Annotated in this window: 24 protein-coding genes and 3 tRNA genes; 15 read left to right on the top strand and 12 right to left on the bottom strand. The window is 57.7% G+C overall.

Annotated elements, in window-relative coordinates; translation table 11 throughout:
• The first annotated feature begins 168 nt into the window (after nucleotides 1-168).
• The 5 genes from AC2FLG_RS13350 (at nucleotide 169) to AC2FLG_RS13330 (ending at nucleotide 5,602) form a co-directional block, all read left to right on the top strand.
• Complete coding sequence (locus tag AC2FLG_RS13350) at nucleotides 169-1,119, top strand: ABC transporter substrate-binding protein (RefSeq protein ID WP_496702049.1); 951 nt, start codon at nucleotides 169-171, stop codon at nucleotides 1,117-1,119.
• 10 nt (nucleotides 1,120-1,129) lie between these two features.
• Entirely contained in the window at nucleotides 1,130-2,179 is a 1,050-nt protein-coding gene (locus AC2FLG_RS13345; RefSeq protein ID WP_496689692.1) for a quaternary amine ABC transporter ATP-binding protein, read from the top strand.
• Entirely contained in the window at nucleotides 2,176-4,239 is a 2,064-nt protein-coding gene (locus AC2FLG_RS13340; protein ID WP_496706561.1) for an ABC transporter permease, read from the top strand. Before AC2FLG_RS13345 ends, AC2FLG_RS13340 begins: the two co-directional genes overlap by 4 nt.
• Before the next feature lie 105 nt (nucleotides 4,240-4,344).
• The gene (locus AC2FLG_RS13335) at nucleotides 4,345-5,010 is read left to right on the top strand and encodes an NnrU family protein (RefSeq protein WP_496706559.1); all 666 of its coding nucleotides are present in this window, start codon (nucleotides 4,345-4,347) and stop codon (nucleotides 5,008-5,010) included.
• A gap of 70 nt (nucleotides 5,011-5,080) precedes the next feature.
• Nucleotides 5,081-5,602, top strand: a complete 522-nt coding sequence (locus tag AC2FLG_RS13330; protein WP_496706557.1) for a DUF2478 domain-containing protein — start codon at nucleotides 5,081-5,083, stop codon at nucleotides 5,600-5,602.
• Between the two features lie 110 nt (nucleotides 5,603-5,712).
• Here the strand turns inward: AC2FLG_RS13330 and AC2FLG_RS13325 are convergent.
• A tRNA-Tyr gene (locus tag AC2FLG_RS13325) sits at nucleotides 5,713-5,796 on the bottom strand.
• A 116-nt stretch (nucleotides 5,797-5,912) separates the two neighbouring features.
• Between AC2FLG_RS13325 and rlmB the strand changes: the two genes are divergently transcribed.
• From rlmB to AC2FLG_RS13305, 4 genes are all read left to right on the top strand, one after another.
• Nucleotides 5,913-6,686, top strand: a complete 774-nt coding sequence (gene rlmB, locus AC2FLG_RS13320; protein ID WP_271949501.1) for a 23S rRNA (guanosine(2251)-2'-O)-methyltransferase RlmB — start codon at nucleotides 5,913-5,915, stop codon at nucleotides 6,684-6,686.
• 15 nt (nucleotides 6,687-6,701) lie between these two features.
• Complete coding sequence (locus AC2FLG_RS13315; protein WP_142636860.1) at nucleotides 6,702-6,980, top strand: hypothetical protein; 279 nt, start codon at nucleotides 6,702-6,704, stop codon at nucleotides 6,978-6,980.
• A 108-nt stretch (nucleotides 6,981-7,088) separates the two neighbouring features.
• A complete protein-coding gene (locus tag AC2FLG_RS13310) occupies nucleotides 7,089-7,535 on the top strand; it encodes a YHS domain-containing (seleno)protein (RefSeq protein WP_496690920.1) in 447 nt (148 codons plus the stop codon).
• 201 nt (nucleotides 7,536-7,736) lie between these two features.
• Nucleotides 7,737-8,207 carry a CoA-binding protein gene (locus AC2FLG_RS13305; RefSeq protein ID WP_496690919.1) on the top strand — a complete coding sequence of 157 codons (471 nt, stop codon included), beginning with the start codon at nucleotides 7,737-7,739 and terminating at the stop codon, nucleotides 8,205-8,207.
• A gap of 4 nt (nucleotides 8,208-8,211) precedes the next feature.
• On the opposite strand, the gene AC2FLG_RS13300 is transcribed toward AC2FLG_RS13305, so the two are convergent.
• From AC2FLG_RS13300 to hisF, 3 genes are all read right to left on the bottom strand, one after another.
• A complete protein-coding gene (locus tag AC2FLG_RS13300; RefSeq protein WP_496706555.1) occupies nucleotides 8,212-8,778 on the bottom strand; it encodes a hypothetical protein in 567 nt (188 codons plus the stop codon).
• Between the two features lie 61 nt (nucleotides 8,779-8,839).
• On the bottom strand, nucleotides 8,840-9,157 hold the full coding sequence (locus AC2FLG_RS13295; protein WP_142636868.1) for a phosphoribosyl-ATP diphosphatase: 318 nt from the start codon (nucleotides 9,155-9,157) through the stop codon (nucleotides 8,840-8,842).
• Entirely contained in the window at nucleotides 9,154-9,915 is a 762-nt protein-coding gene (gene hisF / locus AC2FLG_RS13290; protein ID WP_496702060.1) for an imidazole glycerol phosphate synthase subunit HisF, read from the bottom strand. Before hisF ends, AC2FLG_RS13295 begins: the two co-directional genes overlap by 4 nt.
• Nucleotides 9,916-10,085: 170 nt before the next feature.
• Here hisF and AC2FLG_RS13285 point away from each other — a divergent pair, with 170 nt between their 5' ends.
• Entirely contained in the window at nucleotides 10,086-10,478 is a 393-nt protein-coding gene (locus AC2FLG_RS13285) for a DUF302 domain-containing protein (RefSeq protein WP_271949511.1), read from the top strand.
• Nucleotide 10,479: 1 nt separating this feature from the next.
• Here AC2FLG_RS13285 and hisA read toward each other — a convergent pair whose 3' ends face one another.
• Nucleotides 10,480-11,199 (bottom strand): 1-(5-phosphoribosyl)-5-[(5-phosphoribosylamino)methylideneamino]imidazole-4-carboxamide isomerase, encoded by a 720-nt coding sequence (hisA, locus tag AC2FLG_RS13280; protein WP_496706554.1) that lies wholly within the window; start codon nucleotides 11,197-11,199, stop codon nucleotides 10,480-10,482.
• A gap of 134 nt (nucleotides 11,200-11,333) precedes the next feature.
• Between hisA and AC2FLG_RS13275 the strand changes: the two genes are divergently transcribed.
• Nucleotides 11,334-11,741 (top strand): DUF2147 domain-containing protein, encoded by a 408-nt coding sequence (locus tag AC2FLG_RS13275; RefSeq protein WP_142636876.1) that lies wholly within the window; start codon nucleotides 11,334-11,336, stop codon nucleotides 11,739-11,741.
• Between the two features lie 4 nt (nucleotides 11,742-11,745).
• Here the strand turns inward: AC2FLG_RS13275 and hisH are convergent, their stop codons facing one another.
• Nucleotides 11,746-12,384, bottom strand: a complete 639-nt coding sequence (hisH, locus tag AC2FLG_RS13270) for an imidazole glycerol phosphate synthase subunit HisH (RefSeq protein ID WP_496690913.1) — start codon at nucleotides 12,382-12,384, stop codon at nucleotides 11,746-11,748.
• The gene (gene hisB, locus AC2FLG_RS13265) at nucleotides 12,385-12,972 is read right to left on the bottom strand and encodes an imidazoleglycerol-phosphate dehydratase HisB (protein WP_496706553.1); all 588 of its coding nucleotides are present in this window, start codon (nucleotides 12,970-12,972) and stop codon (nucleotides 12,385-12,387) included.
• 154 nt (nucleotides 12,973-13,126) lie between these two features.
• On the opposite strand from hisB, the gene AC2FLG_RS13260 reads away from it, so the two are divergent.
• Nucleotides 13,127-13,366 carry an Lrp/AsnC family transcriptional regulator gene (locus AC2FLG_RS13260; protein WP_142636899.1) on the top strand — a complete coding sequence of 80 codons (240 nt, stop codon included), beginning with the start codon at nucleotides 13,127-13,129 and terminating at the stop codon, nucleotides 13,364-13,366.
• On the opposite strand, the gene AC2FLG_RS13255 is transcribed toward AC2FLG_RS13260, so the two are convergent.
• The 3 genes from AC2FLG_RS13255 to AC2FLG_RS13245 form a co-directional block, all read right to left on the bottom strand.
• Nucleotides 13,363-13,518, bottom strand: a complete 156-nt coding sequence (locus AC2FLG_RS13255; RefSeq protein ID WP_496701642.1) for a hypothetical protein — start codon at nucleotides 13,516-13,518, stop codon at nucleotides 13,363-13,365. The two genes, AC2FLG_RS13260 and AC2FLG_RS13255, sit on opposite strands and share 4 nt — an antisense overlap.
• Nucleotides 13,519-13,574: 56 nt before the next feature.
• Nucleotides 13,575-13,649, bottom strand: a tRNA-Gly gene (locus tag AC2FLG_RS13250).
• Between the two features lie 33 nt (nucleotides 13,650-13,682).
• A tRNA-Gly gene (locus AC2FLG_RS13245) sits at nucleotides 13,683-13,757 on the bottom strand.
• Nucleotides 13,758-13,958: 201 nt separating this feature from the next.
• On the opposite strand from AC2FLG_RS13245, the gene AC2FLG_RS13240 reads away from it, so the two are divergent.
• Both AC2FLG_RS13240 and AC2FLG_RS13235 read left to right on the top strand, forming a co-directional pair.
• Nucleotides 13,959-14,342, top strand: a complete 384-nt coding sequence (locus AC2FLG_RS13240; RefSeq protein WP_496690910.1) for an MAPEG family protein — start codon at nucleotides 13,959-13,961, stop codon at nucleotides 14,340-14,342.
• A gap of 226 nt (nucleotides 14,343-14,568) precedes the next feature.
• Entirely contained in the window at nucleotides 14,569-15,405 is an 837-nt protein-coding gene (locus AC2FLG_RS13235) for a hypothetical protein (protein ID WP_496706551.1), read from the top strand.
• Between the two features lie 53 nt (nucleotides 15,406-15,458).
• On the opposite strand, the gene AC2FLG_RS13230 is transcribed toward AC2FLG_RS13235, so the two are convergent.
• Nucleotides 15,459-18,896: a pyruvate carboxylase gene (locus AC2FLG_RS13230; protein ID WP_496706549.1), complete on the bottom strand. Its 3,438-nt coding sequence runs from the start codon at nucleotides 18,894-18,896 to the stop codon at nucleotides 15,459-15,461.
• Between the two features lie 601 nt (nucleotides 18,897-19,497).
• Complete coding sequence (locus AC2FLG_RS13225; protein ID WP_496706731.1) at nucleotides 19,498-21,285, bottom strand: sensor domain-containing diguanylate cyclase; 1,788 nt, start codon at nucleotides 21,283-21,285, stop codon at nucleotides 19,498-19,500.
• A 181-nt stretch (nucleotides 21,286-21,466) separates the two neighbouring features.
• Between AC2FLG_RS13225 and AC2FLG_RS13220 the strand changes: the two genes are divergently transcribed.
• Complete coding sequence (locus AC2FLG_RS13220; RefSeq protein WP_496706547.1) at nucleotides 21,467-23,863, top strand: ATP-dependent helicase; 2,397 nt, start codon at nucleotides 21,467-21,469, stop codon at nucleotides 23,861-23,863.
• Nucleotides 23,864-24,109 lie beyond the last annotated feature (246 nt).

Here is a 24,109-nt window from a genome sequence, read left to right as displayed (position 1 = left end):
GAAACACTGGGGCAAAGGGGCGAGTTATTCCGTGCCGCGCCGAACTGTCTGCTTCCCTTCTTCGCCAGTTTTTGTGCATGTTGCGACATGGATTTGTCACATGACAAGCCGACTGGCGCGTAACAGCGCGCCGGACCGGGCAAAACGAATATTGCAGGGAGAAAATCAATGAAAAAACTGAGTGTAAGCCTGATGGCGCTGACCGTTGCAGGCTCTGCCTATGCCGCCGAGATGGGGGCCGTGGATCAGCCGATCAAACTGGCGATCAACGAATGGACTGGCCAGCACGTGACCACCCATGTCGCGGGTGAGATGCTGAAAGCTGCCGGATACAATGTGGAATATGTGACTGCAGGCATGATGAATCAGTTCCAGGCGTTGGCCGATGGTGACATCGACGCGACCCTGGAAATCTGGTCGTCCAACGTATCGGATGAATATGCCAAGAAGATCGACGAAGGCACCGTCGTTGAAATCGGCGATCTGGGCCTCGACGCCAAAGAAGGCATCGCCTATCCCGCGCATGTGGCTGATCTGTGTCCCGGCCTGCCCGCATGGGAAGCGCTGAAGGACTGCGCGCAGGTGTTTGCGACGGCCGAAACGCTGCCCGGGGGCCGTCTGGTCGATTACCCGGCCGATTGGGGTACGCCCGGCGCTGACCGTATGGTGGGCCTGGATCTGCCGTTCAAAGCGGTTCCCGCAGGTTCCGAGGGTGCTTTGATAGCCGAGCTTCGGGCCTCGACCGAGCGCAACTCGCCGCTGCTGATCACCTTCTGGCAGCCGCATTGGGCCATGTCGGCCTATGATGTGCAATTCGTCGAACTGCCAGCCGGGGAAGACGCCTGTTTCACCGATCCCGCTTGGGGCCCGAACCCGAACGCTGTGAACGATTGCGATTTCTCGCCGTCGCGCATCTTCAAGGCGGGTTGGAGCGGCATGGAAGACAAATGGCCCGCAGCCTATGAAATCCTGACCAACTATCAGCTGGCGGTCGAAGATCAGCAGCCGATGATGGGTGCGATCGACGTTGATGGTGGTTCCGTCGAAGAGGTCGTCGCCGCTTGGATGGATGAAAACGAAGGCAAATGGCGCCCTGTTGTTGACGCGGCAACGCAGTGAGCTGACATCAGTGACTGACGTAAATTCGCCAGCCATCGCCTGCCAGAATCTCTGGCAGGTGTTTGGCCCCGGCGCTGACAAAGCCCTGACCGACGCGCTGTCTCGGTCAGGGAATGACGCTGACAAAGCCGCTGCCGATCTGCGGGAAAACGGGTTCATCCCCGCCGTTCAGGATGCCAATTTCGAGGTCAAGGAGGGCGAGCTGTTTGTGATCATGGGCCTGTCCGGATCGGGCAAGTCCACTTTGATCCGCTGTATCTCTCAGCTTTTGCCGGGCACAGGTGGCGAAATCCGTGTGGATGGCGAGAACGTCATCGGCGCGTCAAAGAAAGCCATGACCGAGCTGCGCCGCAAAAAGCTGGGCATGGTATTTCAGCATTTCGGCCTGTTCCCGCATATGACCGTTGCCGAAAACGTCGCCTATCCGCTGCGTGTTCAGGGTGTTAGCCGCAAAGAGCGGATGGCCCGCGCGCAGGAGGTGATCTCGTTGGTCGGGCTGGAAGGGCGCGAAGACAGCTTCCCGCGTCAGCTTTCGGGTGGTCAGCGGCAGCGCGTCGGGATTGCCCGGTCTCTGGCCGTGAACCCCGATATCTGGTTTTTGGACGAACCATTCTCGGCCCTCGATCCCTTGATCCGCCGTCAGTTGCAGGATGAATTCCTGCGCATTCAGGCGACGCTGCAGAAATCCATCGTCTTCATCACCCACGATATTCAAGAGGCGCTGAAACTGGCCGACCGGATTGCCATCATGCGCGACGGCAAGATAGTCCAGATCGGTACACCCACCGATATCGTACTGCGCCCGGTGGATGATTACGTGCGAGAGTTTTCAAAGGATGTCGCCAAGGGTCAGCATGCCAAGGTCGCATCGGTCATGCGCCAAGACGGAGAGCGGGGACCAGATGACCCTGGCCTGACAACCTCGATGACATTAGATGCTGCATTGGCGCATTGCATGGAGTTATACGAACCGGTGCCCGTCAGGGATGCCGATGGTAACATCGTCGGAACGGTTCATCCGTCCGATCTGGCCGCCGCCCTGCAGGTTGATGAAACATGACTGTAGCGACGGAAGTTTCTGTGCCGCAGGCGCGCATGAGCATTGGCGCGCGCGCCGCACTGATCACAGTGATCGTCGGTGCGCTGTGTCTGGCGCTGGAAGGCGTCGCGCCCTGGCTGGTCAAATGGCCCGCAGGCTGGGAACTGCCTGCAACGCAATGGGTAGGCACGTTTCTGGACTGGTTCCTGAACGGGATCAAACCGGCGGCGCGGCTGTTTTCCGATCTCATGGCCTATCCCATGAACTGGGCCAACTTTGTGCTTGGCAATACGCCATGGCCCATCCTGATCGGTCTGGTGACTGCGCTGGGTTGGTATTTGGGCGGCTTGCCGATGGCGGCGCTGGGCTTTGTGGGCCTTAGCTTTGTGTTGGCATCGGGCTATTGGGCCGAAAGTATGAACACCCTGGCGTTAGTGGCCGTTTCCGTGCCGGTTGCGCTGATCATGGGCGGAGCTATCGGCATCCTTGCCAACGAAGTTCCGCGCGTGAAGTCATTTGTGCAGGCCGTGCTGGACGTGATGCAGACCGTGCCGACATTCGCTTATCTGACGCCGCTGCTGCTGCTGTTTGGTTTCGGTCCTGTGGTTGGGCTGATCGCTTCGGCCATCTATGCGGCCCCTCCGATGGCGCGCAACGTGATGTTGGGGCTGGAGCGGGTCGAACCGGAAATCAAAGAGGCTGCCATCATGTCCGGCGGCACGCGGTTTCAACAGCTGTTTCAGGTCGAGATCCCGGCTGCAGCCACGCAGATCATGGTCGGTGTGAACCAGTGCCTAATGGCTGCGCTGTCGATGGTTATCATCGCAGCCGTCATTGGCGGCTTCAACGATATCGGTTGGGAGGTTCTTCTGACCATGCGCAAGGCACAGTTCGGCGAAGCCTTGATGGCCGGTCTGGTGATCGTGGTCTTTGCCGTCGTCATCGACCGGATGAGCGGGACGCTGGCGACCGAACGTAAACGCTATGACCAGCGTGTCGCCTGGGCAGTAATTGGCGTTGCCGTGCTGTTCACCGCTGTCTTTTGGACCAGGCTGCCGAACCCGTCCGAACTGACCATTCTCGACCCGCTGGCCGGGGTGATTGACGGCGGGCTGACGGCGTTTACCCAGGCTAATGGGCCGTGGCTTGACGCGCTCAAGAACAACTCTTTGTTCTATGTGCTGCTGCCGCTTCGGATTGGTTTGGACCAGGCCGTGCTGCCGTTCACATGGGGTTTTCAGTGGACGCCCGTGATGAGCTATGGCCTGTTCGCCGCCGCCGCAGCGATTGCTGTGCTAATGGCATGGCGCGGACATCTGACCGGCGGGCTTGTGATGCTGATCCTGATCGGGATGCTCGAAACCGGCATTGCCAATCTGCCCTGGCCTTTCGTTCTGACTGCCGCCGCCGCGTTGGGGTGGGTGGCAGGGGGCTGGCGATTGGCGGCGCTTTCGGTCGGATTGCTCTGTACCATTCTTGTCTCGGGCCTGTGGGAACGCGCGCTGTTATCGCTGTATCTGAGCGGTGCTGCGGTGTTTTCTTGTGCCGTAGTCGGTGGTGTGATTGGTCTTGCCAGTGCGGTCTGGTTGCCTGTTTGGAAGGTGGTCCGCCCCGTCTGTGACATGTTGCAGACGATCCCACTGTTCGTGTTCCTGATTCCTGTGCTGATGGTGTTTCAGATCGGCGAGTTTTCGGCCTTTCTGGCAATCTGCGCCTATGCCGTTGTTCCGATGATCCGCTACACACGGCACGGGCTGGTCAACACACCGGATGAGATGATGGAGGCCGCCATCTCTAGTGGCGCGACCGAGTGGCAGATCATGCGTGACGTGCGCGCGCCTTATGCTGCCCCGACTATCTTACTGGGTCTGAACCAGACCATCCTTTACGCCTTTGCCATGCTGGTGATCGCTGCGCTGATCGGAACCACCGGTCTGGGCCAGTCGATCTATCTGGCGCTGGGGCAGGCGGATGTGGGATTGGGGATTTCAGCAGGGGCGGCGATGGCTATCCTTGCGCTGATAGCTGACCGCATCGTGCAGGGCTTTGCCGAGGAACGTCGCAAGGCGCTGGGCCTGTAAACATCGGCAGAAAGGCGGAACAACCGCCTCTCTGCCTCTTTTGATTTCGGGCAAGGACGTTCCGGCGCAGGTGATTAAACTTGGCGCAAATGATCGGAGACTACCATGGCGGGCTGGCCCCTATTCTTTGCTGCACTGATAGCGTTTCTGGCGACCCATGCGATACCAGCGCGCCCCGCTGTGCGCGACCGCCTGATCACTACGTTCGGACGGCGCGGGTATTTCGTGGCTTATTCCATCTTGTCTCTGCTGGTTCTGGGTTGGTTGATCATCGCCGCAGCGCAAGCCCCGTATGTCGAGGTGATCCCACCCATTTGGATTTTCCGCTGGATTCCCGTTCTGATAATGCCCGTTGTGTGCTGGCTCGCGGTTGCGGGCTTGACGATCCAGAACCCGTTTTCATTTGGTGGTTTAGGCCAGCGCCCGTTCGATCCGGAAAAGCCCGGCATTCTGCGCACCACGCGCCACCCGGTTTTGGTGGCACTGTTGGTGTGGGCTGTCGCTCATCTGCTGGCCAATGGCAGCCTGTCCCACGTGATTTTGTTCGGTTTGTTTGCGGTATTTGCTGCGATGGGGCTGCCGCTGATTGATCGACGCAAGTCCCGTCAGATGGGTGCTGAATGGGGTCGGCTGTCGCGCAACACTGCAAGGTTTTCTTTGCGTGCGCCACGCCCTTGGCCGCCTGTTTGGATCGGGTTTGTAGCGCTGGTGGCATTTGCAATCCTGCTTCACCTACACGAACCGGTGATCGGATTGTCTCCGCTGCCATAAGCTGAGTGGTGGTCGGGGCGGGTCGTGCGTGCTATTTGATGTTTCGAATTGTTGCGACAAGGGGATTTGCATGTACCTCGCCTATGTTACGACCACCGACCGCGGTGCAACCGACCGTCTGCTGAGCGCGGCTGCGGATCGCCTTTTGGCCGCAGATGCGCAGTTGGCGGGTGTGGTGCAAACCAACACCGAATGCGCCGACAGCAGCAAGTGCGACATGGACGTCCGTGTCCTGCCAGAGGGAGAGACCATCCGGATTTCGCAATCTTTGGGTACACAGTCGCGCGGCTGCCGTCTGGACCCTGCGGCACTTGAGCGGGCAGTTGGATACGTGAGGGCATCGCTGGCAGAGAATCCCCATTTGCTGATCGTTAACAAGTTCGGCAAGCACGAGGCGGATGGGCGCGGTTTTCGCCCGGTCATCGCTGAAGCACTGGCGCAGGACATTCCGGTTCTTGTCGGGGTGAACGGCTTGAACGCGGCTAAATTCGAAGAATTCACGGGCGGCGGTGCCGAGCAGATTGAGCCCGACCTTGAGGCGATCTTGGCCTGGTTTGACCGGGTCACTGCGCAACGTGAAGCTGCCGCCTGACAGAACGGTCATAAGGCGGGGCCATCGGTCCTGCCAATTTCTGCATGGTGCGGTGTGATCAACCATCCATCACTCGCGCTGGCAAAGCTTGCTAGATGTCTGGAAGAAAATGGTGGGCGACCCTGGAATCGAACCAGGCGTGCGTCTCCGCGAGGGAGTTACAGTCCCCTGCCACACCTTGCGGCCTGTCGCCCACTGTCAGGCGTTGCACCTGACGTGGAGGCGTGATTACTAGCGCTCTAAAGGAGCGTCAACAGGAAAATACTGCTTTGACGCAGGAAACCGAATTCGCGGCCCGGAGGCCAAAGAAATGAAGAAACCCAAGTGGGTCGTCGAAAAAGAACAGGCGCGCAAAGCTGCCGCATCCGAAACTGTTTGGCTGTTTGGTCTGCATGCGGTGCGGGATGCGCTGATGAACCCAAACCGCACAAAATTGCACCTGATTGTGACGCGGAATGCGCGGGACAAGCTGGTGGAAGCCATTGAATTTGCAGGTATTGAGCCCGAGATGGTTGATCCACGCAAATTTACCGCTCCGATTGACCCGGGGTCGGTTCATCAGGGCGCGGCCCTTGAGGTTAAGCCTTTGGAATGGGGTGGTCTGGCGGAAAACTGCATCGGGCGCGAACACCCGCGCGTCATTTTGTTAGACCGCGTAACCGACCCCCATAATGTCGGAGCGATTCTACGGTCAGCTGAGGTTCTTGGAGCCAGCGCTGTAGTCGGTATGCGCCATCACGCGGCGCCGGAAACTGGCGCGCTAGCCAAGACCGCCAGCGGCGCACTGGAACGTCAACCCTATTTGCGGGTGCGTAACCTGGCTGATGCCATTGTCGAGTTGCAGGGAATGGGGTTTCTGGTTCTAGGACTGGACGGCGAGGCGGACGACACGATCGAGGCCGCCTTGAGAGGTAACCCGGACCAGCCAGTGGCATTGGTGTTGGGCGCAGAGGGGCCGGGCCTGAGGCAAAAAACCAAAGAAACCGTCGACAAGTTGGTCAAAATTGACGCTGTGGGCGGGTTTGGTTCTCTCAATGTCTCAAATGCGGCGGCGATTGCCCTATATGCTTCTAGGCAAAGATAACGACAGGAGAACGTCATTTCCACGCCATCCAAAATTGCGACCTGCTGTTACTGTGGGACCCGGGCAGCGCTTGTTCTAAAAGGCACGCAGCGCCAAGAGCTCAGTTGTTCAAGCTGCGGTGCCCCGCTGCATAACCTCAAGATGATGCCAAAGCGCAAACTGGACGATGCCAAGGCGAACCGTCAAACAGCCAAGCAGGATCGTCCCTACAAAGGCAAAAAGAAGAAGAAAAAAGGCGTTTTCTCACGGGTGCTGGATGAAGCCTGGGATGTGATCGAGGACATTTTCGACTAAAGGCTGGCGTTGCCGGTTCGAATGTTCACAAGCGCGTTAAAAGGGGTTTCAGTTGCGATAATAAATTGCATCTTGATACCCTGAGTTTCTATTTGTGATCCGATGACCATGAACAGACGTTTCCTTTTTGGCGCGATTGCCGCCAGTGTGATTGCTCTTCCTGCGTTTGCGCAGGATCTGCCCGTCTTCTATCGGACGGACGGTGCAGCCATGGCCGGATATGATGCGGTGTCCTATTTCAATGGCGAAACACCTGTTCGGGGTCAGCCTGAATACGCGGTTATGTGGAAAGGCGCTGAATGGCACTTTGCCACCGCTGAGAATCGGGATGCGTTTGAGATGAATCCGCGTGCCTATGCACCTCAGTTCGGCGGGTACTGCGCCTTCGCAATGGCGCAAGGAGAGCTTGTCAGCACCGATCCGACTATTTGGCAGGTGATTGACGGTCGGCTGTATCTTACCCACTCGCCCGAAATCGAGCGCATCTGGCAGACCGATACCGCCGCCTATATCCGCGAGGCCGAAGCGCATTGGCCGAGCGTTCTGTACAAATAATCGGCCGGCGACCGCTTTTTTCTGATCTGTCATCACAAAATTGCGCGCTACCTCTTTTTTTCTCCGAACTCATGCTTAAATGTCACAGTGACCGCGGAACGGAACTGCCGCGGGTCATTTCACTGTCCCTCGTTCCAACAACTGGCGCTCAGGTATTCCTGGGCGCTTTTTTCTTTTGGAAAGGGCGACTAGGGTGCCCAAATGACTGAATATTCCGATGAATTCCTGACCCAGATTCTAAAGCGTACAAAAACCATTGCTGTGGCGGGCGTGTCGATGAATCCGGTGCGACCCAGCTATTATGTGGCGCGGTATTTGTCGCTTAAGGGATACAAAGTGATCCCTGTGAACCCCGGCCATGCGGGCAAGATGTTGTTTGGCCAGACAATCCGTGTGTCACTGTCCGAGATTTCCGAACCGGTAGACATGGTCGATATCTTCCGCCGGTCCGAAGCCGTCCCGCCCATTGTCGATGAGGCGTTAGAGGCGTTCCCCAATCTGCGCACAATCTGGATGCAGATCGGGATTGAGCATGCCACGGCCGCGGCCACAGCGCAGGCGCGTGGGGTGGATGTGGTAATGAACCGCTGTCCCAAGATCGAATATCAACGCCTGTTTGGTGAGTTGCGCATGGGTGGTTTTGCCACCGGAATGATTTCGTCGAAACTCTGAGCGGTTATTCACCGAGATATGGTTGCAGTTCGCCGAATTGTTCCAAACGCCGCTTTTCCAGAACCACTTCGCGCGGAACCCAGTCATAGCGCGTGTCTTGTTGTAAGGGCGTCCAGTACAGCACGCCGCCATAGCGCCAGGGGTCCAGCACAACACCGTCATACATTGTCTCGCCTTTGCGACTGATGATTGCCGTGCTGTGGTCGATCCGGAACGGGTTGTCGGCATTAGCGATGGCGCGGTGCATTTCCAGCGTCTGGAAGTTTTCCTGATCCAGCCGCCGTTCGATATCCTCGGCCCAGTGCCAACACAGTCCGCGCGGCTTCAGGCCCTTGTTGACTTTGGCATTGTGGATCAGTGGCGGGTCGGTGATCTGATATTCCTGAGCCAGTTGATCGGTGTAGGCATAGGCAATGCGCGCGGCGCGGTTGGCCTCTTCAGGGTCGATGTCAGGCCCGAGGTTGCGGATTTCAGACGCCAGGCGCTGAACTTCATCACTGGTGGACGGCGGGGCAATTGCGCAGGACCCCAGAACGGCTAGCGCCAGCCCAAATACCAAAGCTCTGATCATCTGCGCGCCCTTTGACCTGCGAACCTGTCAGGATCAGAATAATGGATCGACAACACCTGCGTCACCCCTTGGGTCGCGCGGCCTTTTCCGCGATGCCGCTGGTGCCCTGACGCCGGGCCAGTTCGGCCAGCACATCATCCAGCGCCACATCGCGCGCGGCCAGCATGACCAGCAGGTGATACAGTACATCCGCCGCCTCTGAGGTCAGCTTGGCCTGATCGCCCTTGACCGCCTCGATGATGGCCTCAACCGCCTCTTCGCCGAATTTCTCGGCGCATTTCTCGGGGCCTTTGGCCAACAGCTTGGCGGTCCAGCTGCCTTCAGGATCCGTCCCTTTGCGGGCCTCAATCGTTTGGGCCAGCTCGTGCAGAATGCTCATGTCAGCCTCATCGGGATGCCAGCGGCGGCCATGTGCTCCTTGGCCTCGCGGATGGTGAATTCGCCGAAGTGAAAGATCGATGCGGCAAGGACAGCGCTGGCACCGCCTTCGGTGACGCCTTCGACCAGATGATCCAGAGTTCCAACCCCGCCCGAGGCGATCACTGGTACATTCACAGCATCCGAAATGGCGCGTGTCAGCGGCAAGTTGAACCCGGCTTTGGTACCATCGCGATCCATCGAAGTCAGCAGAATCTCACCCGCGCCCTTGGCGACGACGGTTTTGGCGAACTCAACCGCGTCGATGCCAGTGGGCTTGCGTCCGCCATGAGTAAAAATTTCCCACTTGCCGGGGCTTACGGTCTTGGCGTCGATGGCACAGACGATGCACTGGCTGCCGAATTGATCGGCGGCTTGGGAGATCACATCCGGGTTTGCCACTGCCGCCGAGTTGAAGCTGACCTTGTCTGCACCGGCCAGCAACAGAGCGCGCACGTCTTCCTTGGTCCGCACGCCGCCGCCAACGGTTAGGGGTACAAAGCACTGTTCCGCTGTGCGCTGCACCACATCGAACATGGTCCCGCGGTTTTCATGGGTGGCATGGATGTCCAGAAAGCAAATCTCGTCAGCGCCTGCCGCGTCATAGGCCTTGGCGGATTCCACCGGGTCACCCGCATCGCGCAGGCCAACAAAGTTAACACCTTTGACAACGCGGCCATCGGCGACATCCAGACAGGGTATGATACGGGTTTTCAGCATCTCTCGTCCTTTGTTGGCGCACCTCTAACGGCAAAGCCCCGCCGATGCCAGACTTGTGATTGTCACAACTCTGGAACCTGTGAAAACTGTCCCCAATTCATCAGGAGATCAATGAGATGCGTAGACTCTTTTTAGCAACCACTTTCATTTTCGCAGGAGCAGCTGCCGCAATGGCTGACGATATCATCAAGATGAAGACCGACAAATCGGTGACACAGGCGCTGGACGCGCTTGAGACGGCGATTGGCAACGCGGGTGCAACGGTTTTTGCGCGGGTTGACCACGCGGCCGGGGCCGAAAAGGTCGGAACGCCAATACCACCCAATCAGGTGCTGATCTTCGGCAATCCTGCGCTGGGTACGCCTGCAATGCAGATCGACCCGCGTGCCGGACTGTTCCTGCCGCTCAAGGTGCAAGCGTATGAAGATGCCGACGGTCAGGTTTGGCTGATCTATGAAGATCCAAAAGAGACGATGGATGAGTTCGACGCGGTCGAAAACTCTCCCATCATCGAGAAAATGCGCGGGGCGCTGGCAAAGCTGACTGCGGCTGCCGCGCAGTAAATCAGGTCAGGGCGCGAATGGCCTCTGCCAGGTCAATCGCGCCGTCATACAGCGCCCGGCCGGAAATCGCGCCGTTCAGTTCCACACCGCAATCACGCAGAGCAATCAGATCATCCAATGAGCTGACGCCGCCTGACGCGATCACCGGGATCGATACGGCAAGGGCCAAGTCCGCGGTGGCCTCAATGTTAGGGCCCTGCATCGCGCCATCGCGGTTGATATCAGTATAGATGATTGCAGCAACGCCGGCATCCTCGAAGCTGCGCGCCAGATCAGTGACCTGCACATTCGTCTCTTCAGCCCAGCCTTTGGTCGCGACCATGCCGTTGCGGGCATCAATGCCAACGGCAACTTTGCCGGGAAAGGCTTTGGCCGCCTTGCGCACCAGATCCGGGTTCTCGACCGCGATTGTGCCCAGAATCACTCGGGCCAGACCTTTGTCGATCCAGGTTTCAATGGTGGCCATGTCGCGGATACCGCCGCCAAGCTGGGCGGGAACGTTGCATTCCTTCAGAATTGCCTCGACTGGGGCGGCGTTGACCGGCTCACCGGCAAAGGCACCGTTCAGGTCAACCAGATGTAGCCATTCGCACCCCGCGTCGACAAAGGCACGGGCCTGGGCGGCGGGGTCTTCATTGAACACGGTCGCTTTGTCCATTTCTCCGCGCAGCAGGCGCACGGCCTGTCCGTCTTTGAGGTCGATGGCAGGATAGAGGATCATGTTGTCAGGCCTTGAATCGCTGTTTTCCCGGCGGGATATCGCACAGGCAGGGCAGGGGATGCAACGCGACGCAAAGTCAATCTTGCCCCACGTCCACCAGCGCGCCAGACTGCTGGTCAAATAGGGAGGATTTTATGAAGAAAACAACTTTTGCAGCAGCCTTGGGGCTGGCATCTCTGATTTCGGGAGCGGCGATGGCCGACCCGGTTGACGGTCTTTGGAAAACCCAGCCCGGAGACACCGGCGGATATCTGCATGTTTCGATCGCCGAATGCGGCAGCGCGATTTGCGGTACCATCGATACCGCTTTTGACAAAGACGGGAATGAACAGCTTGAATATGAAAACCTCGGCAAACAGATCATCTGGGATATGGTGCCCGATGGCGACGGCACCTATGGCGGGGGCAAGATCTGGGCTCCGGACAGAGACAAGACCTACAGCTCGAAAATGACCCTGGACAGCCAGAACAAGCTGACCGTCAAAGGTTGTGTTGCGGGTGGATTGGTGTGTCGCGGGCAGGACTGGACACGGGTTCAGTAACCACTCAGGGCGTCCAGGTCAGGAAATTCCCGATCATGCGCAGGCCCACATCCTGGCTTTTCTCAGGATGGAACTGCATCCCGACCATAGTGTCACGGCCAATTACGGCCGTGACGTCCTGACCGTAATCCACATAGGCCAGACGCTGTGCCGGATCGCTGACCCGGAAATGGTATGAGTGGACGAAATAGGCGTGATCGCCTGATGTGACCCCGGCAAAGACAGGGTGTTCGCTTTCCAACACCAGATCGTTCCAACCCATATGCGGCACTTTCAGCGACCGGTCTGACGGCGCAATCTGCACCACATCCCCGGCAATCCAGTCCAACCCATCGGTGTCAGTGTACTCATGACCTTTCGAGGCCATCAGCTGCATACCCACGCAGATACCCAAAAATGGGCGGGCTTTCTGCTCGACCGCTTCGACCATCGCGTCATAGATACCCTTGTGCCCGCGCAGCTCAGCCGCGCAGGCAGGGAAAGCGCCGTCGCCGGGCAGCACCAGCCGGTCGGCGCGTGCAACGACATCCGCGTCTGAAGTTACTACGACCTCGCCGGCGTCCAGTTCCCGCGCCATGCGCTGAAACGCCTTTTCAGCGGAATGCAGATTGCCGCTTTCATAGTCGATAATGGCGGTGAGCATTTACAACGCGCCCTTGGTCGACGGAATCGCATCTGCTTTGCGCGCATCGGTCTCAACCGCGTCGCGCAATGCGCGCGCGACAGCTTTGAACGCCGCTTCTGCGATGTGGTGGCTGTTGAACCCGTGCAACTGGTCGATATGCAGCGTGATGCCGCCATGAGTGGCCAGCGCCTGAAAGAACTCGCGCACCAGTTCAGTGTCGAAGGCGCCAATCTTGGGTGTCGGCAGGTCTACGTTCCAGATCAGAAACGGTCGCCCTGACAGATCCAACGCACAGCGCACCTGTGCATCGTCCATCGGCAGGTGACATTCGCCATACCGCCGGATGCCCTTTTTGTCGCCCAAGGCCTGTGTCAACGCTTGCCCCAGTGCGATTCCGGTGTCCTCGACCGTGTGGTGGTCGTCGATGTGGTAATCGCCCTTGGCACGGATCGTCATGTCGATCAGAGAATGGCGCGCTAACTGATCCAGCATGTGGTCAAAGAAACCGACGCCGGTCTGATTGTCATACTGGCCGGTCCCATCCAGATTGACCTCGACCGTGATCTCGGTTTCGGCGGTCTGACGGCTGATCTTTGCGCTGCGCATGGGCGAATTCCTTTTACTACAGGCGTGCTTATAGACGGGGTAGGGCGGGTTGATCCAGACCATCCGTCGCAATCGCCGCAAACTGTTGCAGGGGATTGCGCCCGGGCGCAGCCCATGTCAGCCTGCGGCCAACTCAACCAACAAGGCTCGGCCCATGTCCACTTGTGTTTTCATCCAGATCCGCTGCAAACCCGGCACCACTTACAAGGTGGCTGAAGAGATCGCGTTGCGCGAAATCCACTCGGAGCTCTACTCTACCAGCGGCGAATATGACCTGCTGCTGAAGCTTTACATCCCCGAGGCCGAGGATGTGGGACATTTCATCAATGAAAATCTGCTGGTGATCTCGGGTATAGAACGCTCGCTGACCACAATGACGTTCAAGGCCTTCTAGCCCTGCTCAAACGTGGTCACGCGGAAGATTCGGTCCGGGTCGTGATTGGAGTGCTTCGGCGCGGTGTCAAAGACGTTCTTACGCGCCGCCCGCGCGGCCAATGTGAAGGTGGCTTTGTTCGGTTGCGGCATATGAACATATACGCGGGTCATGCTTTTTCAGCAGGCCGCGCCATAAGAAAACAGCGTTGAGTGAGAGGGTTTGTATCTGGAGCGGGCGAGGCGATTCGAACGCCCGACCCTAACCTTGGCAAGGTTATGCTCTACCCCTGAGCTACGCCCGCATCAGATACATATTTGGTCCGGAGACCTCTCAATGGAGCGGGCGAGGCGATTCGAACGCCCGACCCTAACCTTGGCAAGGTTATGCTCTACCCCTGAGCTACGCCCGCGCCGTTGAGTGAGGCGTGAAGTATTAATTCTGGCGGAAAGCTGCAAGGGGAAAAACGCGACTTTTGCAAAAAATCTTCTCGTGCGGAGGAAATCCAGACAGACTTGACCTCGCGTAGCAGCAGCCCGGTTCAACTGGACCGGTCGAGATTCCGCGTTAAGCTTCGCCCAGAGCTTAGGAATATTAATAGACGGAGCCACCCATGCTGACAATTACACCTGTTTATGCGGCATTGGCCGCCTTTTTGTATCTGGCGCTGAGCCTTCGGGTCATTGGCCACCGACGGGGCGAAAAGGTCTCATACGGGGATGGTGGCAAGGGTCAAATGATCAAGGCGATCCGAACTCATGGCAATTTCGCGGAATACGCGCCGTTTGCGCTGTTATTGATGGCGATGGTTGAATTGCAGGGCGCCAGCGGGTTGCTGTTGAACCTGTTGGGATTGGCCTTGCTGGGTGGTCGCCTGCTTCATGCATATGGGTTTGGCAGGTCTCCGCAGATCGTTATCCTCAGGCAAATCGGAATGCTGCTGACATTTGGTTCAATCCTCGTAGCTGCAATAGCCAATATTGTGCTGGCGGTGTGAGCGCGGTGGGTCGCTCACGCCGAAAAAGGCCACCGTTTTACCCAGATTCAATTATTAACTAACTGTCAACGTTGTCTCAGGTGCTTGATTTTGTGGTATCTGCTGCCACTGCTCAAGAAGGACAGGTGAATAATATGAAGCGGTTCTTGTTACTTTCGCGTGTAGTTGCACCTCATTTCTGCTGCTTGGCGCTGTAAGCTTTGTGGCAGTTGTTGCCGCACCTGATATGGCCATCGCCAAAAATGGTGGCGGCAAAGGCAATGGCGCTGGCAAAGGCAATGGTGGTGGAAATGGGAACGGCGCGGATAAGTCTGGCGACAAGTCCTCACAGGTGAAAGGTGGCAAGTCCTCGGGTAAAAAGGGGACGGGCAAAGGGTTGCTCGCCAGTCTTGGCCTGAAAAAGCAAAAAACTGCCAAAACGGGCGCTACGACTCAAAAGAAAAACGGGCTGGTCGCTTCGATTGGTAATCTGGTCAGGGGCAATAAGAAACCTGCCAAGATGACCAAAGTTACCACTGCTGTCGTTGATGAGAAGCCGGTTCACCCCAACAAGCACGGCAAAATTGCATCGGAGCTTAAAGGTCTGAACGCGGCCTATGCCAGCCAAACGGCTCTTATGAATGCGTCCCCGAACAGTATGCCAGGAAAGCTGTACTCTTATCAGCAGAACATCCTTGGTCATACCGACGCGACGACAGATCTGCAGGATAAGAACGACGAACTGGAAGACCTGCAGGAACTGACCGCAGAAGAGATCGAAGAGGCCTATGAGCCGACCGAGGACGAGCTTGCCGAGGGCATCACCGCTCAGGACAAGTACGACGACGCGGTCGAAGAGGCTGAGCTGGCTGTCGAGGAGGCCGAGACAAACCTGGCCGGATCTTCTGACCCGCAAGAGGCTCTGGATACTCTGACCGGCGGTCGCGAGTTGTCTGACGACGCCCTGAACGAGCTGTACGACCTGCTGGGTCTGCCGGCGCTTGCGGATTATGATGTTTCTGATGATGAAACAGAAAATGCATTGGTCGAAGATGAGGTTGAAGAAGAAACCGTAGACGGCTGAACCTTAACCCAATGAAATGGAAAAGGCGCGCCCCAGAGGCGCGCCTTTTTTTGCTATTCCAGCTCGATCAGCAGGTCCTTGGCGTCAATTTGACCGCCTGGCTGAACGTGGATGGCTTTGACTACGGCGTCCCTTTCGGCGTGAATGCCAGTCTCCATCTTCATGGCCTCGATGGTCAAAAGCATATCGCCTTCTTTGACCTCTTGTCCCGAAGTAACCGCAACGGTTGCCACGACACCCGGCATCGGTGCGCCGATATGTGCGAGGTTGCCGATTTCCGCTTTGGGTCGGGCCTGCGTGGTTGACGTCACCAGACGGTTTGGCACCCGGATCACACGGGGCTGACCGTTCAGTTCAAAGAACACTTTGACCTCACCATTTTCATCGGTTTCACCGATCGCCTGACAGCGAATCTCCAGAGTCTTGCCGGGATCGATTTCCGCGGCGATCTCTTCGCCGGGCTCCATTCCATAGAAGAATGTGCGCGTGGGCAGGGTGCGGACGGGGCCATAGATCCGATGGCGACCCATGTAATCAAGGAACACCTTGGGATACATCAGGTATCCGTTCAGATCCTCGTCATCGACCTCTTTGCCGTCCAGTTGTTTGGATAGCTCGGCGCGCGTTTCCTCCAGATCGACCGGGGGTACGTCTTTGCCGGGGCGGTCAGTGTTGGGGCTTTCGCCCTTAAGCGCCTTGCTGATGATCGCATCAGGGAATCCGCCCGGAGGCTGCCCTAGATTGCCGCGCATCATGTCGATGACCGAATCCGGGAAGGCCACATCCGAGTCCGGGTTTTCGACATCGGCGCGCGTCAGCCCCTGGCTGACCATCATCAGCGCCATATCGCCAACCACTTTTGACGAAGGCGTGACTTTGACGATATCGCCGAACATCTGGTTCACGTCCGCATACATCTGCGCCACTTCATGCCAACGCTCTTCCAGGCCAAGGCTGCGCGCCTGAGCCTTGAGGTTAGTGAACTGGCCACCGGGCATCTCGTGCAGATATACCTCGGATGCAGGGGCCTGCAGGCTGGATTCAAAGGCTGCATACTGGCCTCGGACCACCTCGAAATAGTCGCTGATTTCGCGGATGGCCTTGATGTCCAGACCGGTGTCGCGTTCCGTATGGCGCAGCGCTTCGACCACAGTGCCCAATGTCGCCTGAGAAGTGTTGCCACTGAAGCTGTCCATCGCGCAATCCACTGCGTCCACACCCGCCTCGGAGGCGGCCAGAATGGTGGCGCTGGCGATACCGGCAGTGTCGTGCGTGTGGAAGTGGATTGGCAACCCGACCTCTTCTTTCAGCGCACGGATCAAAATCTTGGCCGAGGCTGGTTTCAGCAGGCCGGCCATGTCTTTCAGGCCCAGAATATGAGCCCCGGCATCGCGCAGCTCTTTCGCCATGCCAACATAGTATTTTAGGTCATATTTGGCACGGTTCGGGTCCAGAATATCGCCAGTATAGCAAACGGTGCCTTCACAGATTTTACCGTTCTCGACCACCGCATCCATTGCGACACGCATATTTTCGACCCAGTTGAGAGAGTCGAAGACGCGAAACACGTCGATATTTTCTGACGCCTGACGAACGAATTCCTGCACCACGTTGTCGGGGTAATTGGTGTATCCAACCCCGTTTGCACCGCGCAAAAGCATCTGGGTCATCAGGTTCGGCATCACCTCGCGCAGGTCACGCAGACGTTGCCACGGACATTCCTGCAAGAACCGATAAGCCACATCGAAAGTGGCGCCGCCCCAGCATTCGACGCTGAACAGCTGCGGCAGATTGGCCGCATAGCTTGGGGCCACTTTGATCATGTCGATCGACCGCATTCGCGTCGCCAGCAGCGACTGGTGCCCGTCGCGCATCGTGGTGTCGGTGATCAGCAACTGGCGCTGAGCCTTCATCCAATCGGCCACCGCCTGCGGGCCCTTTTGTTCTAGCAGGTTGCGGGTGCCCATCTGCGGTTCACTTTTCAGGGCCGGGGCCTTGGCCTCTTTCAGATCGGTACGCGGTTCGGGACGATCCTTGGTTTCGGGATGCCCATTCACGGTGATATCCGCAATATAGGTCAGAACCTTGGTGCCCCTGTCACGGCGTCGTTTAAAGGTGAACAGCTCGGGCGTCGTGTCAATGAACTTGGTGGTGTATTCATTCGACAGGAAGGTCGGGTGTTTCAGCAGGTTGATGACAAAGTCGATATTGGTGCTGACGCCACGAATACGGAACTCGCGCAGCGCTCGGTCCATTCGCGAAATCGCGGCCTGTGGCGTCGGGGCCCAGGCCGTGACCTTGGTCAGCAGAGAGTCGTAGTACCGCGTGATTACACCACCCGCATAGGCCGTGCCGCCATCCAGGCGAATACCCATGCCAGTAGCCGAGCGGTATGCGGTGATGCGACCGTAGTCGGGAATGAAGTTGTTCTGCGGGTCTTCGGTTGTGATCCGGGTCTGAAGGGCATGACCGTTCAGGTGCACATCCGCTTGGCTGGCGGCGCCGGTGGCTTCGGCCAACGATTTACCCTCGGCGATCAGGATCTGTGCCTGCACAATGTCGATACCTGTGACTTCCTCGGTGACGGTATGTTCCACCTGAACGCGCGGGTTCACCTCGATGAAGTAGAACTTGCTGGTTTCCATATCCATCAGGAACTCGACGGTGCCTGCGCATTCATAATTTACATGGGCGCAAATCTTGCGGCCCAGTTCGCAGATTTCCGCGCGCTGTTCTTCGCTGAGATACGGGGCAGGCGCGCGTTCTACGACTTTCTGATTACGGCGCTGGACCGAGCAGTCGCGCTCATACAGGTGGTAAATTTCGCCATGTTTGTCGCCCAGAATCTGCACCTCGACATGACGGGCGCGGATAATCATTTTTTCCAAATAGCCCTCGCCATTGCCAAAGGCAGCCTCGGCTTCACGGCGGCCTTCCAGGACTTTTTCTTCCAGTTCGTCCTCGGATTCGATTGGGCGCATGCCGCGGCCACCTCCGCCCCAGGATGCTTTGAGCATCAGGGGATATCCGATCTCTTTGGCTTGTGACCGGATCGCGTCCATATCGTCGCCCAGCACTTCGGTCGCTGGGATCACCGGAACTCCGGCGGCGATGGCCACGCGGCGGGCGCTGGCCTTGTCGCCCAAGGCGCGCATGGTTTCGGCCTTTGGTCCAATGAAGGTGATCCCGTTCTGGACGCAGGCATCCACGAAATCTGGGTTTTCCGACAACAAGCCATAGCCCGGGTGGATGGCATCCGCACCACATTCCTTGGCCACGCGAATAATCTCGTCAATGCTGAGGTAAGCGGCAACCGGCCCCATCCCCTCGCCGATGCGATAGGCCTCGTCCGCCTTGAAACGGTGCAAGCCAAGCTTGTCCTCTTCCGCATATACGGCGACTGTGCGTTTGCCCATCTCATTCGCAGCGCGCATCACGCGAATAGCAATCTCGCCGCGGTTGGCGATCAGGATCTTGTCGAAATGTGTCATATCAGGTCCCGGTCCTGTTTGTTTGGCGAACTTCTAGGCGAACAATACGCGCAGGTATATCGGTGATTTGGGTAGAACCGGCATGTTAACGCTCGCAAACGCCTCCTGTTGGTGAATGCTTGATAGCCTTGCTGCGCTGCGGCATCAAGACTGGTGAATTGCGGCTTGATTTGGCGTGTTCATTAAAGACTTTTTGGCCACGGTCGGCAGGTGCTTTCCCAAGTTTCGACATAGCAGGCAAGTTGCGCGCATGGTCGTGCCGGGTGCCGAGCCGATTGACTTCAAGCACGTTGGGAATGAAAGGCCTGACCGTGTCCGGTTATCGTGGATGTGCAGCCCCGAGAGGTTTTGGGCAGATCGTTTGCGTACCGCTTGCCTCAAATCATTGCGTCACTTCTTTATCCGATCCTCTGAAAGATCACCGACCGTTTATGAGTCTGGGGATTGTGCCGCTCAAAAGCGATAGGGCTGGCTAGGACGGTTGGCAAGATCGCGATGTGGCCAAGATCTTGGAGAAAGCTAACAAGTATAGAAGTGGCTACCTTGCCCGCGCAGTCAGGCGCCGGGTAACTGGAGTTTTTGCTAAGTATTAGCTAGAGCTTCACGCCGCCGCGACTGGGCCTGAAGTCCGAACCTTTTGGCCGTTGCTATCAGCGGACCCGGTTTCGGTTGGCGTTCCCTTGGCGACTTGCACCTGATTGCGTCCTTTGTCTTTTGCCATATACAGCGCGTCATCGGCGGCGCGCATCAAATCTTGCGGCATGGTTCCATGCGCCGGGTAATGCGATACACCAACCGAAATCGTTATTCGCGGCAGCGACTTGTCACCGTATCGGACCGAGACCGCTTCGACCGACTGCCGTAATTTCTCGGCACGGCTCACCGCGTCATCCGGGGTGTTGTCCGGCAAGATCAGCATGAATTCCTCACCACCAATACGGCAGGCAACCTCGTCCCGGTCACAGCCCTGTTCCAAGGCGGCTCCGACTGCGCGCAGCACCATGTCGCCTGCATCATGGCCATGAGTGTCGTTGAACTTCTTGAAATGATCGACATCAACGGCGATCAGGCTCAGCGGTACACCGGTCTGTTGACTGCGTGAAATAGACTTGCGCAGGGTTTCCGTCATATGACGACGGTTGAACAGTCCGGTTAAAGGATCACGCACGGACTGGTCGTGCAGCTGATCGCGCATCCTCACATTTGCAATGGCCATGCTGATCTGTTCAGCGCAGAGCTGCGCCAGTTTCCTGCTGACGTGAAACTCTTCTTCGCAGTTTTCATGTGCCCGAAGATGCAACAATCCAACCGTCTCGCCATGAGCCAGAATCGGAAAGCAGAAATATTGGCGCCCGTCATGCGGTTCGGCATGCTCGCAGATGAAGTCAATCTCTGAGGCGCCGAATTCATATGTGCGTCCTCGGCGCAGGCCCCAGCAACCCTCTGGGTGGATATGTGCCTTATGGGTGCCGCCGTTCCAACTGGCGCAGCCATCAAGCACATCGCGCGAGTTCGAGTAGACGTAAACGCTGCCCTCTGCTTCGGGCAGGATATGGGTCATAAAACGTGAGACCATGTCGAACAGCTCATCCAGAGAACGGCTGGATTGCAGCCACTCGTTCAGCTCCCCTAGCAGCCGCACCTCACGCGCCAGCCGCAACTGGTCAGCCATCAGATCACGCTCTTTCTCGGATTGTTTGTGCAAAGAGCGCAGTTGCGCCCGGTTGGTCCTGTAGGTCACCAATGACACCATCGCCAGCGCCAACAGGGCCACACCGCTTAGAACGATCAGCGAAATTCTCAGCCGGGTTATGAAGGTCGCCCGCAAATCCGAGATATCGGTAAAAAACTCTATCGCACCGATGAAGCGACCGTTTTTTGTAACCGGCATAAAGACTTTGACTATGTGATGCGCACTGGAGTTCTGAATGTTGCCTGTGTGCAAGTCCAGGCCGTCAATCTCGGATAGGGGCACAACCTCTTGTAAATAGTGCACCATTCCCCGGGCAACATCGGCGCGAAAGAACGCGCTGTCTTCGCGCAGGCCGACCTCACCTTGACGAGTGGACCAGACCACGCGTCCACTCGTGTCGAACAACCTGAACCGGTAGACATCCGATGCTTCGGGCATCGAGGTCAGAAACTCTGCGTCATGCCCGTCTATATGGCCGGTTCGCAGCGTTGTTTCGGGGTCTTCAAGGTGCAAAACAACCCTGCGTTTCCACAATTCTGACTGTTTGAGGATATCTGTCCGCAGCATCCGTTCCACCAAGGGCGCAGGAAGCCTATAGACACCCCAACCTGCACCAATGGCGAGGCTGATCAGCAATAGGGTGATCCCGGTCCATTTGAGTCGATGATTGATCGTCCCCCGCTCAGCCAATGCCATATCCATATGCTCCCAAACCTTTGAGCCAAGCATCTGACCTAAGGCTTTACAGAGAGTTAATGGCATCAGTCGAACACCGCTTCATTTGGTTAGAATTGAACGCAAGGAAAATCTTAAAAGCTTGTGAACAAGCCGTGAACAAAGCCTTTCCCTTTGCGCCCATCCGGCGTAGTTTGAGAGTATGAGCAGTTTTGACGAAATGGACGCCTTCGAGGGCGCATCGCTGTCGGCGCGGGCGATGCCTGCGGTGGCTGCCGACTATTTGAACGAACTCAACCCGGCACAGCGCGAAGCGGTCGAGCGGCTGGACGGTCCGGTTTTGATGCTGGCAGGTGCCGGCACGGGCAAGACCAAGGCACTGACCGCGCGGATCACCCATCTGCTCAGATCGCATCGGGTACGCGAGAACGAGATTTTGGCCGTGACCTTCACCAACAAGGCCGCGCGCGAGATGAAAGAACGGGTCGGGCGCATGCTGGGCCGACCTGCCGAAGGGATGCCGTGGCTGGGAACGTTCCACGCGATCTGCGTCAAACTGTTGCGCCGCCATGCCGAACTGGCGGGCCTCAAGTCGAATTTTACCATTTTGGATACGGATGACCAAAAGCGCTTGCTCAAGCAACTGACTCAGGCAGCCAATATCGACGACAAACGCTGGCCTGCGCGGATGCTGGCCGGGATCATTGATGACTGGAAAAACCGCGCGCTGACGCCAGATAGGGTGCCTGCTGCGGATGCCGGAGCTTATAATAACAAAGGCATTGAGCTTTATGCCCAATACCAGACCCGCCTGCGTGAGCTGAATGCGGTGGATTTCGGCGATCTGCTGTTGCACGTGGTGACGATCTTTCAAACCCACCCGGATGTGCTGGAGCAATACCAACGCTGGTTCCGCTACATCCTTGTCGACGAGTATCAGGATACCAATGTCGCCCAATATCTCTGGCTGCGTCTGCTGGCCGGGGGGCATAAGAATATCTGCTGTGTTGGCGATGACGATCAGTCGATCTATGGCTGGCGCGGGGCCGAGGTGGGCAACATCTTGCGATTCGAGAAGGATTTTCCCGGCGCTTTTGTCGTTCGGCTGGAACAGAACTACCGCTCGACCCCGCATATTCTGGCGGCGGCTTCGAACGTTATTCGGGGCAATGAAAGCCGGTTGGGCAAAGAGCTTTGGACCGACAGAGAAGAGGGTGAAAAGGTTCGCCTGATTGGACATTGGGATGGTGAGGAAGAGGCGCGTTGGATCGGAGAAGAGATCGACGCGATGCAGGGCGGGACGCGTGGCGTGCGCCCGATGAACTTGGACGAAATGGCTATCCTCGTGCGCGCGTCGCACCAGATGCGCGCGTTCGAGGATAGGTTTCTGACCATTGGGATGCCCTACAAGGTGATTGGCGGGCCGCGGTTTTATGAGCGGATGGAGATTCGCGATGCCATGGCCTATTTCCGGCTGGTGGTCAGCCCCGAGGATGATCTGGCGTTTGAGAGGATCGTTAACACGCCCAAGCGCGGCCTTGGGGACAAGGCGCAGCAGACCATTCAAGTGGTGGCGCGTGAAAACGGGGTGTCTCTGGTCGAGGGCGCGCGGATCGTAGTCGAGCAGGAGTTGATCAAGGGCAAGGGCGGCAAGGCGCTGCGCGAGTTGATCGACGGGCTGGCTCGGTGGAATGCGATGACACGTGGACCACGGATTGAAGTGGATGATGACACCCTCATTGATGACGGGGTGTCTCCGATCCGCTATGACGCGCCCGAGCACACGCATATCGAACTGGCGCAGATCGTGCTGGACGAGTCCGGCTATACCGCCCATTGGCAGAATGAGAAAACGCCCGAGGCGCCGGGGCGGCTGGAAAACCTCAAGGAACTGGTCAACCAACTGGACAATTTCGAGAACCTGCAAGGGTTTTTGGAACATGTCAGCCTGGTCATGGACAATGAAAAGGAAACGGATGGGGCAAAGGTCTCGATCATGACTCTGCATGCGGCCAAGGGGCTGGAGTTTCCCGCCGTGTTCCTGCCGGGTTGGGAGGACGGGTTGTTCCCGTCGCAGCGGTCGATGGACGAGACCGGAATTAAGGGGCTCGAAGAGGAACGGCGTCTAGCCTATGTGGGCATCACCCGTGCCGAAGAGGTCTGTACGATTTCCTTTGCCGCCAACCGCCGGGTGTTCGGGCAATGGCAGAATTCGATGCCATCACGGTTTATTGACGAACTGCCCGAGGAGCATGTCGAGGTTCTGACGCCTCCGGGGCTCTATGGCGGGGGGCAGCCGTCGGCCGGGATCGAAACCCGCGCGGCTGAGGCAAATGTCTATAACTCACCCGGCTGGAAACGGCTGCAGGCGCGGCAGGGACAATATGGCATGTCGCAACCGCGCGAAACACGCAACACGGTGATCGACGCAACCGCGGTGGCAAGTTTCACACTGGGCGAGCGGGTGTTTCACAAGAAATTCGGCTATGGCGCAGTGGAGGGCATCGAGGGCGACAAGGTTGAGGTCGCGTTCGACAAGGCGGGCACCAAGAAGGTTGTTGCCCAGTATCTTTTTCCGAAGGACGACGTTCCGTTTTAACCAAAAGGAATGCGCCTGACGGCGCATGCTCAATGTTTTGAAAGGCGCCTGGGTGGGCGCCTTTTTCTTTGAGAGAAACGAAAAACGGCGGTTCCCAGGGAGGAGGAAGGAAACCGCCGTTCTTTTCAACACCAAGGCAGGGAGGAGGAGAGCCCCGATGTATCCGAACCCGGGTTTGATCCCGGTATGAGGAAGACGCGGCGACGTCAGGGAGGAGGAGAGACGTCGCCGCGTACTTTCAACATC

This window comes from Ruegeria sp. CDSA193 (assembly GCF_059611885.1).
Note: the sequence above shows the minus strand (reverse complement) of the source record. Positions and strands in the feature narration are given on the sequence as shown.